Raw genomic sequence first — 14,002 nt, 5'->3', positions numbered from 1 at the left:
TTAGGGGTTCGCTCCGGGCACCCTTCTAGTGGGCGGCGAAGGTCGGGCCTTCGTCGGTGATCCGCAGGTGTACGGGGCGGTCGGCGACCGGAATGGTGCAGCCCTGTTCCGTGCTGCAGCTCGCGTAGCCGAGCAGGACCGTCGCGTCCCCGTTGCCGTCGGCGCGGATGGGCAGGGTGGTGGTGACGGGGCCGTCGGGATAGACGGGGACCGGGGCGTCGACTCCGGGCACGCTGATGGTGCGTACGTCGGCGGCGGCCTTCAGCTTCCCCTCGGCCTTGAGGGCGCCGGTGACGGCCACCGCGGTCGGTCGGCCCACGCCTTCTATCCCGGTGAGGGGCAGTTCGGTGCTGTAGAGGTGGAAGCCCTTCTCCTCGGGGGTGAAGACCGCGGTCAGGGTGCCGTTCGGGGCGTGCCAGTCGGACACGGAGAGCGTGACGGTGACCCCGTTCTCGCTGAAGTTGCTCGTGGCCGGCGGTGCGGCGGTGGTGGCGGAGGCGGAGTTCTCGGCGGACTGCTCGCCGCATGCCGTGAGCGCGGCCAGGCAGAGAAGGGCGACCACCGTCCGGGTCGTACGGGTCGTACGGGAATGCGTCATACGCGGGGAAAGGTTCATCTGCGGCTCTGTGTCTTTTCTGTCTCTGTGTATCGGGGAAAAGGGGGATCCAGAGGATCGAACGGTTCGCCGGGCTCCGGGTCCGGGCGCTCACACCGCGGTGGTGAAGTCCGCGCTCCACAACTGCAGCCGGTACACCAGGTCGTTCCACACGCCGGTGGCCAGCAGCACGCCGACGAGCACGAGCAGGCCGCCGCCGATCCGCAGGACCCACGCGTAGTGCCGCTTGACGAGGCCGAACGCGCCGAGGGCCCGTCGGAAGGCCAGCGCGGCCAGGACGAAGGGAAGTCCGAGGCCCAGACAGTACGCGGCCATCAGCAGGGCCCCTCGGGCCGCGCTGGCCTCGCTCCAGGCCAGGGCCTGTACGGCGGCCAGTGTCGGGCCGATGCACGGGGTCCAGCCGACCGCGAACACCGCGCCGAGCAGCGGGGCTCCGGCCAGCCCGAGCACGGGACGCCGGTGGCTGCGGAACTCCCGCTGCGTGAATCCCGGCAGGAGGCCCATGAAGGACAGCCCCATCAGGACGGTGAAGACTCCGAGCACCCGGGTGACCACCTCCTGGTGGGCCAGCAGGGTGCGGCCGAAGTACCCGAACAGGGCGCCGCCGGAGACGAGGACCGCCGTGAAGCCGAGGACGAACAGCAGCGCGCCGGCCGCCATCCGGCTGCGGCGCCCGCCGCTCGCCTCGGCCAGGTCGGAGACGGACAGGCTGGTCACGTAGCTGAGGTAGCCCGGTACGAGCGGCAGTACGCACGGCGAGAGGAAGGAGACGAGCCCGGCCAGGAACGCCACCGGGGCGGCGATGGCCAGGGCTCCGTGGAGGAGGGCCGGGGTGTCGGCGGCGAGCACCGCGCCCGCGGTCACGGCGCTTCCTCCATCACGCGGGTGAGCAGGGGCCGCAGTTCGTCCTCGGTGACCGCGCCGCCGATGCTGACGGCGATGCGGCCGCGGCGGTCGATCACGAGGGTCGAGGGGATGGCCTGCGGGTTGAGCAGCGCGGGAGGGAAGCGGAGCAGGAGCGCACCGGTGGGGTCGTGGAGGCTGGGGAATCCGAGGCCGTGCGCGCGGACGAAGGAGCGCGCCGCCGCGCGGTCCGGGTCTCGGGTGTTGATCCCGAGGAAGCGGACCCCGGCGTCCCGGGTCTGCCGGTCGAGCCGGTCCAGGTCGTCGGCCTCGGCCCGGCAGGGGGCGCACCAGGAACCCCAGACGTTGAGGACCACGACGTGCCCCCGCAGGTAGGCCGTTGTGAGCGGCTTCCCGTCCAGGTCCTCGCCGGACAGTTCGGGGGCGGCCGGCCGGGCGGCGGGCTCGATGACCGTCGCCTCCGCCGCGGCCCGGACCGCGGTCGCCGGCCCGGCCGCCGCCTCCGCCCGGCTGCCGTCGGCGGCGACCGTGCCCAGGGCGGCGAAGACGCAGCCGGCCGCGGCTGCGGCGAGGCCGGCCCCTGCCAGGGCCGCGGTACGCACCCCGGCCCGGCGCGGGCCGCGTGCTCTCACGACGCCCACTTGCGCAGGAAGGCGTTGATCCCCTCCGCGGTCAGGGCGGGGTTGCCGGTGGCGTGGGTGTCGGTGCGCACCTTGCCGGACGGGTCGACGACGATCAGGACGGGCATCTTGTAGCTGCCGCCCGAGGGGCTGTACTTGCGCAGGAGCGCGGAGTTGGCAGAGCTGTTGCCACCGATGTCGATCTTGACGAGGTGGTACGAGGCTCCGAGGATCGCCGCGGTCTGCGACTGGGCGAACACCTTGTCGGCGGCCTTGCAGTTGCCGCACCAGTTGGCCCCGAAGTCGAGCAGGACCATCCGCCCGTCGGCCTTGGCCGCGCTCAGGGCCGCGTCGATCAGCTTCTGCGCGTCGGCCGAACTGTCGTAGCCGGGGCCGGGGATCCGGGCCGGCGCGGGCGCGGCGGACGTACGGGCCGGCTTGGGGGCGGCCGAGCTGCTGCGGGCCCGGGAGGGGGTCGGCGAGGAGCTGGGCGCCGCGCTCGCGGACGCGGACGGCGAGGCCGACGCGCTCGGCGAGGCCTCGGTGGACGCGGAGGCCGACGGCGCGGCCGGTTCGAGGGCCTGGGTGGGCAGTCCGGAGGAGGCCTGCGAGACGGAGCCGACGCTCTGGGTGGACGACGACCCGCAGGCGGCGCACAGGCCCGCTGCGACCACGGCCGCGGTGACGAGCGGCAGTCGCGCCTTCAGGAACGGGGCGGAGCGGGGCTGCGCGTGGCGGCCGGTACGAACGGGTCGGAGCATGCGAGAAGTCATGGCGAAGGCACCCCAAGGCACGGTGAGAGCTGCGGGAAGGGCGGCGGGCCCCCCGATTCGGTGAAGCCGGCGGTCCTGCGGTTCGCCGGGGCGCACTGCCCGGGCGCCGAAGGCCGCTCGGCTGAGGTGAGCATAGGACCGCGCCGGGCTGTCGGAACCGCCTGGGAGCGATCTTGAGGTTCCCCTAAGGAAGAGCTCACCTTCCGCTTCGCCGGGACCTGTCCGATGAGCGCATACAGGGAGGCAAACCCCCTGAAGGAGCCCGGGAGGTGTGGAGTGGTGCGCACGGGGCGAAGCGGGAACGCCCGGGTGGTGCCGCCGTCAGAACGAGGACTCGCGGACGCTGGCCTTGGCCATCGGGACGATCGTCGCGGTGATGACGGACCGGTGGTTCGCACCGCTGAACGTGACCGTCAGGGTGTCGTCGTCGGTCTGGGACGTGGTGGTCTTGAAGCCTCGGCCGGGGACGGCGGAGATCAGGCACACGCCGCGGCTGCCGTACCGCACGGTGACCTTGCCCCCCTGCGAGGGGACGGTGTGCAGGCCGGGTCCGCCGGTCTCGCAGTCGACGTCGGGCTTGGGCGCGGTGGTCCGGGCGGCTCCCGTCGCCTTCGCGGGCGGGGAGGAGGAGGCCGCGGGGGTCGGCCGGTCGGAGGACGCGCTCGGCGAGGGGCTCGGGGACGCGGACGCGGACGGGGACGGGGACGGGGACGGCGACGGGCCCTGCACGGCCGGCCACGCCGGCGGGGAGTCGAAGACCAGGGGGGCGGACCGGGCCACCGGGGGCGTATGGCTGGTGGAGCCGACCACGAACTGGACCGTGGCGAGCACGGCGGTCACGCTGGTGGCCGTGCACGACAGCCATATGAACAGGTAGCGCGGAAATCGGGGCACGGCCCCATAGTGTCCGACCGGCCGGGCCGCGTGTCACCTCCTCCCCCGCACGGCGACGCCCGCGGGGTGCCAGGGGCGTACACACGGGCACAAACACGGACGTCCTCCTGACCCGGGCGAGGGTCGGAGGACGTGCGCGGCGTGGCGCGGGCACGGCGTGGCGTGTGCGCGGCGCGGTGGCGCTCTACGGCGGCTGCCGGTGCCGGTGCCGGTGTTCGGCGGGGCCGGCTACCTCGGCGCCCCGAAGTTCTGCGTCCACCAGGGGCCGCCGTCGCCCTTGTGGAAACCTATGCCGATCTCCTTGAAGTCGCAGTTGAGGATGTTGGCCCGGTGGCCGGAGCTGTTCATCCACGCCTTCATCACCGCGTCGGCGTCCGACTGCCCGCGGGCTATGTTCTCGCCCAGGCGGGACCACGCGTATCCGGCGGCCTCCACGCGGGTGGTCATGGTGGACCCGTCGGGTCCGGTGTGGGACATGACGCCGCTGCGGGCCATGGTGTCGCTGTACCCGCGTGCCGCGGCGCTCAGCTTGGCGTTCATGGTCACGGGTCCGCAGCCGGCCGCGGACCGCTCCTTGTTGACCAGGGCGAGGACCGCCGACTCGGAGGAACTGCCGGAACCGGAACCGCCGGGCGAGCCGCCCGTGGACCCGCCGGACGAACCTCCGGAACCGCCCGAGGAGCCCGAACCGCCGCCGGTGGACCCGCCGGACGTACGCGGGGGCTTGCTCGCCGGGGTCGACTTGGCCGGAGCCCCGCCGTCCGTCGCGCTCTTCTCCGGAGCCGCGGACTCCGTACCGCCGGCGGCGGGGGTCTCGGGCGGCAGGGGGGAGCCCGTCGCGGCCGCGGCCTCGGCGGTGATCTCCGGGCCGGGAGAGGCGGGGTCGGCCGACCCGGCCGAGCCCGTGGGGGCCGGCGTCCCGGACTTCGACCCGGTGGCGCCGTCGGCCCGCTGGTCCACCTGCGTACCGCCGTCGGAGTCGGCAACGGCGACGCCGACCGCCACCACCGCCGCGGCCGCGGTGAGGGACAGCACGATGCGCGTGCGCACCGTCTTCTTCCGCCGCGCCTCGACGCGGGACGGCGTTCCGGGAGTTCGGCTGCTCATGCCTGGTAGCACCTCACAGAGGGAAAGGGGGGTGGGGTGCGACCGAGCCTAGGGTGGTGATCAGCAAAAACGGCGCGCCCGAGGGGTACTTCAGGTTCCCTTAAGGAAGCCCGCAGGGTCGGCACAGGGACGATCCGGGCCATACCGCACCAACGTGCTTGCGCACGTCCGGCAGGGCGGGCGGCCGGTTGCGCACGGCGGTCGTGTGATCATGTGCCTCGACAGATCCGCACCTCATGGGGGGACCATGCGCACCCGCACCACCACCGCCACGACCGGTCTCGTGACCGCGCTCGCGGCGCTGCTCGTCCTCGCCGGCTGCAGCACGCCGGGAGAGGGCCGGCCCGCGGCGGTGAGTTCCGCGGCCTCCGCTTCCGTGCCCCCGCCGAGCGGCGGAGGGGCCGGCTTCGACGGGCCCCGGCCGCAGGACCAGAACCTGCTGGCGTGGACCGGGGACCCCAATGACGCGGGGCACGTCACGGCCCAGTCGGCGGCCGGGGTGGGCGGCCGGGTCACCCTGGTACGGATCGTCCTGCGCGAGCAGATCACCTGGTCGAACGTCTGGCTGGGCCTGGCCGGCATCGACCCGAACGCGCAGCTCGCCAACTGCTACCTCGGGGTGTACGACGCCAAGGGCGCCCTCGTCGCGACCACCGCGGACATCTCGCCGCAGCTGATGACCGATGCGATCGCCAAGCCCTTCGCCCTCGCCAAACCGTTCACCGCCGCCCCCGGGACGTACTTCATCGCGCTCCTGCTCAACGGCAATTGGGCCACCAACGGCCTCACCCTGAAGTCCACGGGCGCCGGGATCTCGGTCAACGCCGGTCTGACGCCGCCGAACCTGCGGTACAGCACCCTGCTGACCGGTCAGACCTCGCTGCCGCCCACCCTGAACCTCGCCGAGCAGTCCACGAGCACCATCAACACCGGCTGGGCCAGCCAGTGGTACGCGATCTCCTGAACCGCGGGTGTCCCCCGCTCACCCCGGGGTGACCGCGGGCCACGCGAGTGCGGGGCAGGCCGGCGGAACGGGGCGGAAACCGGCGCGTGTGCCGAAGGCGAACGTGAGGGTTCGGGGGCTGCTGCACTGCCCGCATGGCCGGCCGGGGGGCGGCCGCGAGCCCGCCACCCCTCCGCCGGAGGAGGGGGTGGCGGCTTCCGGCTTCCGGCTGGAGTTCGGCGGTCGCTGGGCGCAGGCAGTGCAGACGGCGGCGTTCCGCCTCGGGCCGCCCGGACGGCGGTGTGTGATCCGTGGTGCTGGTGGTCACAATGCAGACCGGCCGCACCCGCGCGGCCCGTGCGGCACGTCGACAAGGAACACCGATGGCAACAGGCATTGTGAAGTGGTTCAACTCGGAGAAGGGGTTCGGCTTCATCCAGCAGGACGACGGCGGACCCGACGTGTTCGTCCACTTCTCCGCCATCCAGACCACCGGTTTCAAGGAACTCGCCGAGGGCGCCAAGGTCGAGTACGACGTCACCCAGGGCCCCAAGGGACCGCAGGCCGAACAGGTCGTACCGATCGGCTGACCCGGCGCCGCACCCCGCACCACCTACGACAGGAGCCCCCGCCGGACACCCGGCGGGGGCTCCTGCACGAGGACGTACGGTCCCCCGCGTCACGGCCCGATCCGCGCAGGGGCAGAGTCGCGCTCTTCGGGACCGAGCGGCCCGGAGTCCCGGCGGGGCAGCCTGCCGCCTTCGAAAGCGAGCTCAGCCCCCGGTGGGGGCGGAGAACGTCTCGGGGGCACCGAAATCGCTGAAGGCGGCCTTGTTGGTGGCCGTCGCGCTTGTGAGGCCGAAGCGCTGTTCGAAGCGGACGGTACGGCCCTGGCTGTCGATCCACTGGTCGCAGTCGAAGCCGGTGACACCCTTGGTCCTCATGAAGTCGTGGGTGTTCGCATCGACGGAGGCGATCTGCTCGATCGACAGATGTCCGGAGAGGTGGAAAGCAGCCACGTTCCCCTGGTACTCCATCCCCTTGCGTGATGCGGCGCCACTGCCCAGGAGCAACCTGGCGTATCCGTCGTAGTCGGCCAGGCCGGAACTCTCGGTCCGCGGACTCTTCGTCCACGCGGCGTCAGCCGTCGGATCGATGCCGCGGACGTAGTTGGAATCGACGGTCGTGATCGATTCCGTCTCAGCGGCGGAGGACTTCATCTGCAGGTGGCCGGTGAAGGGGCCGTTCAGATTGGCCCTGCCGGTCATCGTCAGCGGAGGCTTACCGGGCCTCTCGGTGATGATCTCCACGCTCGCCGCGTACGGCTCCTCGGGACCTGCCGCCAGGGCCTTCTCCGGATCGAACGCCTGGTCCTCCGGAACTTTGGAGCCGGTCTGCGCAGCCGGCGGGACCGCGGCCCGGGAATCCGACGCGCTACCGGATCCACTGCCGCAGCCCGCCATCAACGTCACACCCACCACCGTGGCAACGAGGACATGGGCCATGCCACGACGGCGCGGCGGAGCTGTGAATGGATTCGTGATCATCGACGAGAGCATGCCACAGAGCCACTCCCGCGGCGCATGCCCGACCCGGAGGCCGGTTGCGGTGCTGGGGCGGTAGGGGCGTCCGGCAGGCACAACGGGGTAGAGGTCCGGGCCTGGCGGCCGGCGCGTCTTGCTGTGCCGACTGGTCACACCGTTACGGCTGACGGCACCACGGATGGCCGAGCGGCTCGTCGAAATGGCCGAAACCTCGCACCGGCGGCGGATCGGTCCTGTCAGGAGCGGGGCCGCCGGGCGGTCGGCCCTCCGGGCGGCGGCTCGATCGCATCGCCCGTCCGGGGGACGCGCCGTGCGGGGCGGAATGTCGCGGCCCGGGCGGGGGTTGGTGCCGGCACGACACTGAACCCGGATGCACTGGAGAGCTCATGAAGATCGGCATCATCGGCGCGGGCAACATCGGCGGCAATCTCACCCGTCGGCTCACGGCGCTCGGGCACGAGGTCTCCGTGGCCAACTCGCGCGGTCCCGAGACCCTGACCGCTCTGGCCGAGGAGACCGGCGCCACCGCCGTCACGGTGACGGAAGCCGCGCGCGGCGCCGAGCTGGTCGTGGTCACGATCCCCTTCAAGAACGTGCCGGACCTGCCCGCGGGCCTGTTCGACGGGGCCGCGGAGGGCTTCGTCGTCATCGACACCAACAACTACTACCCGCGCCAGCGCGACGGCCGGATCGCCGGCGTCGAGGACGAGGGCCTCACCGAGAGCCGCTGGACCGAGCGACAGCTCGGACACCCCGTGATCAAGGCCTTCAACGGCACCTACGCGCAGGACATCCTCGACCGGCACCGCCCGGCGGGCGCCGCCGACCGGATGGCGCTGCCCGTCGCGGGTGACGACCCGGCCGCGAAGAAGACGGTCCGCGCCCTCATCGAGGAGCTCGGCTTCGACTCGGTCGACGCGGGCGGCCTCGACGATTCCTGGCGCCAGCAGCCCGACACCCCCGTGTACGGGCTGCGGGAAGGCGTCGACGCCGTCACCAAGGCCCTCGCGGAGGCCTCTCCGGTCCGGCCGGAGGCCTTCCGCGGCTGACACCGCCGACCGCGCGAACCCGCGGACGGACGAACGGTCGAAGGGACGGCGCGCGCCGGTGCCGCGGGGCTCCGGCGCGCGCCCCTCCGGCCCGACGTCATATGCCGGTGGGTGACCTACCATGCAGGCATGAGCGATCGTGCGATGCAGGAACCGACCCTCCTCCTCCTGACCGCGCTGGCGGACGAGCCCCGCCACGGGTACGCGATCGCCCGCGAGGTGGAGCTGATCTCGGGCGGACGCGTCACGATGCGCACCGGCACCCTGTACGGGGCCCTGGAACGGCTGCTGGGTCAGGGGCTGATCGAGGTCCACGAGGAGCAGATCGTCGACAGCCGGCTGCGGCGCACCTACAGCCTCACCGCCGAGGGCCGGCAGAGCCTGGCCGCCGAGGCTCAGCGGATCGCCGCCACCGCGCGGGAGGCCGCACGCCGCCTCGGCATCTCCGGCGGGACGGCCACGGCGTGAATCCTCGTCTGCTGCGCCTCTATCCCGCCGCTTTCCGCAGCGCCTTCGGCGACGAGATAGTGGAGGCCCACCGCCTGGCGACCGAGAATGCCGGCCCGGTCACCCGGCTGCGGGAGGCCGGGGACATCGTGGCGCACGCGCTGCGCCTTCGGCTGGGCATCGCCTCCGCGCAGCGCGGCGGGCGCCTGTTCGCGGCGGCGGCGCCCTTCGCGCTGGCCGCGGCGGGCGCGTACGCCGCCTTCCTGCTCGCCTCGACCCTCAACCGTGCGTACGTCACCGGTCGCCCCGATTTCGGGACTCCGCTCGGCTACGCGATCAACGCCTTCTCCGCGCTGACCCTCATCGGTGCCGTGGTGGCGCTGGCCGGGCGCTTCGCCGTCGGCGCGCGGACCGCCTTCGCCGGGGCCGCCGGGACCGCGGCCTGCCTCGTCATCGCGGGGCTGCCGGGCGCCCTGGACATGCCGCTGGAGCACCTGGCCCACCTGCTGCCGCCGCTCGTGATCGCCGTCCTCCCCCTGCTCTGCCCTCCGGACCTGCACCCGCCCGGCCGGATCCGGACCACCGCGGGGCTGCTGGCGCTGCTGCTCTGGACGCCGCTGTCCGTGGTGCTGCTGGCCCTGCTCGATGCGGGCGGGATCGGCATGATCGTGCTGTGGCGCTTCGCCGTGACCGTGCTGGCCGCCCTGGCCCTGGCGGGCCGCCCGGCCCTGTCCGGCGTCCGCACCACCGGCCGGTTCGCCCTCGCCTCGGCCCCGTTCCTGGTCACGGGCTACTTCGCGGGGGTGGTGGGCGAGGACACCGCGCTCCCGTGCCTGGCCCTGCTCGCGGGCACGGCACTGGCCGTTCGCCTGCGGCGCCGTAGGCGCGCGAGCACGGCCGGCCGCGCCTGAGCCGGTGGCCGTGGTCGGCGACCGGTGACCGGTGACCGGTGACCGGTCTACGGGGTCAGACCTGTGCCCCGGCGGCGGTGATGCGGATCTTGGACTGACCGTGGCCCAGCTCCTCCCAGTCGTCCATGAAACGTGCGGACAGCCCGTGCGCGGCGGCGAGGTCGACGAGCGTCTGGGTGCGGTAGTAGAAGTCCTCGCGCAGCACCTGGTGTTCGGCGCCGGTGGTGCGGTCGAAGGTGAAATCGAAGTGCCCGCCTGGCGCGAGCACCCGGCCCACGTGGGCGAAGCACTCCTCGATGACGTCGATCGGTGAATGCGAGAAGACGCTGTGGGCGTGGACGACGTCGAAGTAGCCGTCCGGAAGGAAGTCCAGCGTCAGGTTCTTGGTGATGGTCAGGTGCGGGACCTTGGCCTGGAGGCCGCGCTCGGTCAGGGTCCGCTTGGCGGCGATGAGGATGTCGGGCGAGATGTCGATGCCGTAGTAGTGGCCGGCGTCGAGGTAGTCGATGAAGCGCCAGCCGGCACGGAGGTTGCCGCAGCCGATGTCCAGCATGCGCGCCCCGGGCTTCAGGCCGTGCCCGATCAGGTAGTCGAACTGCATCTGCCCGAGGGCGAGCCAGCGTTCGTGGGTCTGGCTGCCGACCGCGGCCTCGGGGTTGCGGCGGGTGTCCGAGGCCATCACGGCCCGGTAGTAGCTGACGTGGTCGGGGTGCTTGAAGGCCAGCCACCGGTCGCGGGCGGCCCGCTTGAGGTAGGGGGCGATGCGGTTCGGGCGGCTCGCGGCGTAGCGGACCTTGTGGACGAGGGATTCCCGGTTCGCGGTGAGGTTCTTCCTGGTGGCCATGGGCACTCCGTCTCCATCACAACGTGACTCCCCGACGGCGGGCAGGAGCGACTGCCGCCGGGATGGATCTTCAAGCCCCACCATACGTCGGTGACCGACATATACAAACCACTGGAGTGTTCCGGGAAGCAGAAGGCGCCACGCGGCGTACGGAGAGTTCGCGAGTATGTGAGTTGTGGTGATATTGACCAGATTGCCACCGTATGCCCGACTGGTCCATGCAACGCGCCCGGAGCATGACCTGTCGTCAGTCGCGCCCGCGATGACGGCATGAGGAGACGACGAACCTACGCACGACCGTCGGCTCGGGGTCCCCCCTCGAACCGCAGATCCGCTTCTCCGTCACCGGGGAACGGGACTGAGCCCGAAAGCGCCGTCACCCGGCGGCCGCGGGTCCTTCCCCGAGCAGCCGGGTGCGGAACAGCTCGAGGACCGTGTCGAGCGCCTGCCGGGTGGGCTGTCCGGGTTCGTCGATGAGGTGTTCCGTCAGGACGGAGTGCGGCGCGAGAGCGCCCTGCGGGTTCGCCACGCCGTCGTCCAGCTCCACGGCGACGAAGGCGTCGCCGAGTTCGCGCCGGAGGTACGCGAAGCGGTCGCCGGGTGAGAGCCGGTCGCCCCGGAAGCGCAGCCCCAGCACTTGGAGCCCTTCGCGCTCGCAGCGGCCGCGGACGACCGCGAGGTCCTCGGAGCTGATGTCGATGGCGCCGGCCCGGCCCGGGGTGCAGGCCAGTGGGAGCGACGGCTGGGACAGCACGGGTGCGAGGAGGCGCTCGTCCGTGGCCATGGCCAGGGCGAATCCGCCCGTCAGGCACATGCCGACGGCGCCGACCCCCGGCCCGCCGCAGCGCGCGTGCTCGGCGGCGGCCAGGGCGCGCAGCCACCGTACGACGCGCGAACCGCGCCCCGTGGCGAGCAGCGTGAACTCCCGGCTCACGCACACCTGCCACAGCGACGACGCCATGTAGCGGCCGGCGCTCGGCCACCCGACGGCGCCGGGGTGGGGGTCGCGGCCGGGTTCGCCGAAGAGCACGGGGAGCACGGCCGTGCAGCCGGCCGCCGCCACGTGCTCGGCGAACTCGATGACCTTGGGGGTGATGCCCGGGATCTCGGCCATGACGATCACGGCGGGACCCGTGCCCCGGCGCAGGATCCGGCGGGTGGCGCCGTCATGGGTGAATGTGCTCTTCTCGAACCCGCTCAGGTCGTGGTCTGCCACGCGCCCGGCTCCTTCCGGCGGCCCTCTCGGGCGACATCGAGCTACCGATAGGTAGTGCCTGCGCCGCCTCGCGGTCAAGGGGTCGTGAGCCGGTTCGCCGGCGGCCCCTGCCACCCGGACGTGCCACCCGGACGGCCGAGCGTGCCGGGCGGCCGGGGTGCGGCGGGGCGAGGCTGGCATGGAGAGAGCGGTGGTGCCCGGCCGGCCGGGCCGGTCCGGGAACGCCCGAGGAGGCCCACACGATGACCGACGGCCCCGGACGCGACGCCTCCGAAGCGATCGGCAACGCTCACCGCGTGGCCGCCGGCAGCGAGGCCTTCGCGAACCGCACCGACTTCGACGACGCCACCCACGGCTTCGTCGCCGCCCTGGAGCCCTGTGTGATCAGGGCCGAGGACGGGCGCGTCGTGTGGGACGGCGACGCCTACGCCTTCCTCAACGGGGACCGCCCCGACACCGTCCACCCCAGTCTGTGGCGACAGAGCCGTCTCGGCGCCCTCCAGGGCCTCTTCCACGTCGTGGACGGCGTGTACCAGGTGCGCGGGCTGGACCTGTCGAACATGACGCTCGTCGAGGGCGACCGGGGCGTCGTCGTGATCGACCCGCTGATCAGCGAGGAGACGGCGGCCGCGGCCCTCGCCCTGTACCGGGCCCACCGCGGGGACCGGCCGGTCACGGGCGTCCTCTACACCCACAGCCACGCCGACCACTTCGGCGGCGTCAAGGGGGTCACCTCGCAGGCCGACGTCGACGCGGGCCGGGTCCCGGTCCTGGCACCGCAGGGCTGCGTCGAGCACGCGGTCAGCGAGAACGTCTACGCCGGCACCGCGATGGCCCGCCGGGCCGGCTACATGTACGGGGCCGGCCTGCCCAAGGGCCCGCGCGGCCAGGTCGGCGCGGGCCTGGGCCAGACCACCTCCACCGGCCGGGTGACGCTGATCCGGCCGACCCTCGACATCACCCGCACCGGGCAGGAGGAGACCGTCGACGGCGTGCGCATGGTCTTCCAGCTCACCCCGGGCACCGAGGCGCCCGCGGAGTTCAACCTGCTGCTGCCCGACCACAGGGCGCTGTGCATGGCGGAGAACGCCACCCACACCCTCCACAACCTGCTGACGCTGCGCGGCGCCCTGGTACGCGACCCGCGCGCCTGGGCCGCGTACCTCACCGAGTCCATCGCCCTGTTCGGCGACAAGTGCGACGTGGTCTTCGCCTCCCACCACTGGCCGGTCCGGGGCCGCGAGCGGGCCATGTCGTACCTGGCCGAGCAGCGCGACCTGTAAGCGTACCTGCACGATCAGACCCTGCGGCTGCTCAACCAGGGGTACACCGGCGCCGAGATCGCCGAGACGCTGCGCATGCCGCCGGCGCTGGAGGCCGCCTGGCACACGCACGGCTACTACGGATCGGTCAGCCACAACGTCAAGGCCGTCTATCAGCGGTACATGGGCTGGTTCGAGGGGAACCCGGCGCTGCTGTGGCAGCACCCGCCGGAGGAATCCGCCCGCCGCTACGTCGAGTTCATGGGCGGCGCGGCACAGGTCCTGCGCCGCGCCCGCACCTCCTTCGAGCAGGGCGACTACCGCTGGGTGGCCCAGGTGGTCGACCACGTCGTCTTCGCCGACCCCTCCAACGCGCAGGCGCGAGAACTCCAGGCCGACGCCCTGGAGCAGCTCGGCTACGGCGCCGAGAACGGCACGTGGCGGAACTTCTACCTCACCGGCGCCCAGGAACTGCGCGGCACCAGCGTCGGGACGCCGGCCACCGCCGCGTCCCCGGACGTGATCGCCGCCCTGAGCCTGGAGCAGTTGGTGGACTCCCTCGCCGTGCGGATCGACGGCCCCCGGGCATGGGACGCGGACGTCGTCGTCCGGTTCGTCCTGCCCGGCTCCGAGCCGCTGACGCTGCGCCTGGGCAACGGCGTACTGACCGGCGTCCGGGGGGACAATCCCGCGGCCGGCCGCCCGCATGCCGTGGTCGTGCTCGACGAACCGCTCCTGCGCGCACTGTTGCTCGGCGCCGTGGCCCCGGACGAGCTCGCGCGGCGCGAGGGCGTGTCCCTCGACGGCGATCCCGCGCTCGTCGCCGAACTCTTCGCGTACCTCGACTCACCCGACCCGGACTTCGCCATCGTCACCCCCTGACGAACGGCCACCCCGTGCCCACGGGCTGTG

At 72.8% G+C, this 14,002-nt stretch carries 14 protein-coding genes and 1 pseudogene; 6 read left to right on the top strand and 9 right to left on the bottom strand.

From position 1 onward, the window contains the following. Window positions 1–25 precede the first annotated feature (25 nt). The 6 genes from B6R96_RS34340 to B6R96_RS34315 all read right to left on the bottom strand — a co-directional run bounded on the left by B6R96_RS34340 (window position 26) and on the right by B6R96_RS34315 (window position 4,874). The gene (locus B6R96_RS34340; RefSeq protein WP_081524692.1) at window positions 26–598 is read right to left on the bottom strand and encodes a hypothetical protein; all 573 of its coding nucleotides are present in this window, start codon (window positions 596–598) and stop codon (window positions 26–28) included. Between the two features lie 108 nt (window positions 599–706). Then, window positions 707–1,480 carry a cytochrome c biogenesis CcdA family protein gene (locus B6R96_RS34335; protein WP_053170876.1) on the bottom strand — a complete coding sequence of 258 codons (774 nt, stop codon included), beginning with the start codon at window positions 1,478–1,480 and terminating at the stop codon, window positions 707–709. Then, window positions 1,477–2,112, bottom strand: coding sequence for a TlpA family protein disulfide reductase (locus tag B6R96_RS34330; RefSeq protein ID WP_081525397.1), 636 nt, complete (start codon window positions 2,110–2,112; stop codon window positions 1,477–1,479). Before B6R96_RS34330 ends, B6R96_RS34335 begins: the two co-directional genes overlap by 4 nt. Further along, entirely contained in the window at window positions 2,109–2,861 is a 753-nt protein-coding gene (locus B6R96_RS34325) for a thioredoxin family protein (protein ID WP_053170869.1), read from the bottom strand. Before B6R96_RS34325 ends, B6R96_RS34330 begins: the two co-directional genes overlap by 4 nt. 333 nt (window positions 2,862–3,194) lie before the next feature. Then, window positions 3,195–3,767, bottom strand: coding sequence for a hypothetical protein (locus B6R96_RS38365; RefSeq protein ID WP_237291603.1), 573 nt, complete (start codon window positions 3,765–3,767; stop codon window positions 3,195–3,197). Window positions 3,768–3,995: 228 nt separating this feature from the next. Then, the gene (locus B6R96_RS34315; RefSeq protein WP_081524691.1) at window positions 3,996–4,874 is read right to left on the bottom strand and encodes a CAP domain-containing protein; all 879 of its coding nucleotides are present in this window, start codon (window positions 4,872–4,874) and stop codon (window positions 3,996–3,998) included. Window positions 4,875–5,121: 247 nt separating this feature from the next. On the opposite strand from B6R96_RS34315, the gene B6R96_RS34310 reads away from it, so the two are divergent. Together B6R96_RS34310 and B6R96_RS34305 are read left to right on the top strand one after the other, a co-directional pair. Next, entirely contained in the window at window positions 5,122–5,838 is a 717-nt protein-coding gene (locus tag B6R96_RS34310; protein ID WP_030387664.1) for a hypothetical protein, read from the top strand. Window positions 5,839–6,200: 362 nt separating this feature from the next. After that, the gene (locus tag B6R96_RS34305) at window positions 6,201–6,407 is read left to right on the top strand and encodes a cold-shock protein (RefSeq protein ID WP_081524690.1); all 207 of its coding nucleotides are present in this window, start codon (window positions 6,201–6,203) and stop codon (window positions 6,405–6,407) included. Window positions 6,408–6,590: 183 nt separating this feature from the next. Here B6R96_RS34305 and B6R96_RS34300 read toward each other — a convergent pair whose 3' ends face one another. Beyond that, on the bottom strand, window positions 6,591–7,514 hold the full coding sequence (locus tag B6R96_RS34300; protein WP_159396425.1) for a hypothetical protein: 924 nt from the start codon (window positions 7,512–7,514) through the stop codon (window positions 6,591–6,593). An 80-nt stretch (window positions 7,515–7,594) separates the two neighbouring features. Between B6R96_RS34300 and B6R96_RS34295 the strand changes: the two genes are divergently transcribed. The 3 genes from B6R96_RS34295 to B6R96_RS34285 all read left to right on the top strand — a co-directional run bounded on the left by B6R96_RS34295 (window position 7,595) and on the right by B6R96_RS34285 (window position 9,768). Next, a complete protein-coding gene (locus tag B6R96_RS34295; RefSeq protein ID WP_335755575.1) occupies window positions 7,595–8,410 on the top strand; it encodes an NADPH-dependent F420 reductase in 816 nt (271 codons plus the stop codon). Between the two features lie 129 nt (window positions 8,411–8,539). Beyond that, window positions 8,540–8,878 carry a PadR family transcriptional regulator gene (locus B6R96_RS34290; protein ID WP_081524688.1) on the top strand — a complete coding sequence of 113 codons (339 nt, stop codon included), beginning with the start codon at window positions 8,540–8,542 and terminating at the stop codon, window positions 8,876–8,878. Further along, window positions 8,875–9,768 (top strand): hypothetical protein, encoded by an 894-nt coding sequence (locus B6R96_RS34285; RefSeq protein WP_081524687.1) that lies wholly within the window; start codon window positions 8,875–8,877, stop codon window positions 9,766–9,768. The genes B6R96_RS34290 and B6R96_RS34285 overlap by 4 nt, the downstream gene beginning before the upstream one ends. A gap of 55 nt (window positions 9,769–9,823) precedes the next feature. On the opposite strand, the gene B6R96_RS34280 is transcribed toward B6R96_RS34285, so the two are convergent. Continuing rightward, window positions 9,824–10,612 carry a class I SAM-dependent methyltransferase gene (locus B6R96_RS34280; protein ID WP_053703633.1) on the bottom strand — a complete coding sequence of 263 codons (789 nt, stop codon included), beginning with the start codon at window positions 10,610–10,612 and terminating at the stop codon, window positions 9,824–9,826. 376 nt (window positions 10,613–10,988) lie between these two features. After that, the gene (locus B6R96_RS34275) at window positions 10,989–11,828 is read right to left on the bottom strand and encodes a dienelactone hydrolase family protein (RefSeq protein ID WP_081524686.1); all 840 of its coding nucleotides are present in this window, start codon (window positions 11,826–11,828) and stop codon (window positions 10,989–10,991) included. Between the two features lie 242 nt (window positions 11,829–12,070). On the opposite strand from B6R96_RS34275, the pseudogene B6R96_RS34270 reads away from it, so the two are divergent. Continuing rightward, a pseudogene (locus B6R96_RS34270) lies at window positions 12,071–13,972 on the top strand (alkyl/aryl-sulfatase). The last annotated feature ends 30 nt before the right edge of the window (window positions 13,973–14,002 follow it).

The sequence above is a fragment of the Streptomyces sp. Sge12 genome (assembly GCF_002080455.1).
Taxonomy (GTDB): domain Bacteria; phylum Actinomycetota; class Actinomycetes; order Streptomycetales; family Streptomycetaceae; genus Streptomyces.
This window is presented reverse-complemented; position numbering and strand designations above follow the sequence as displayed.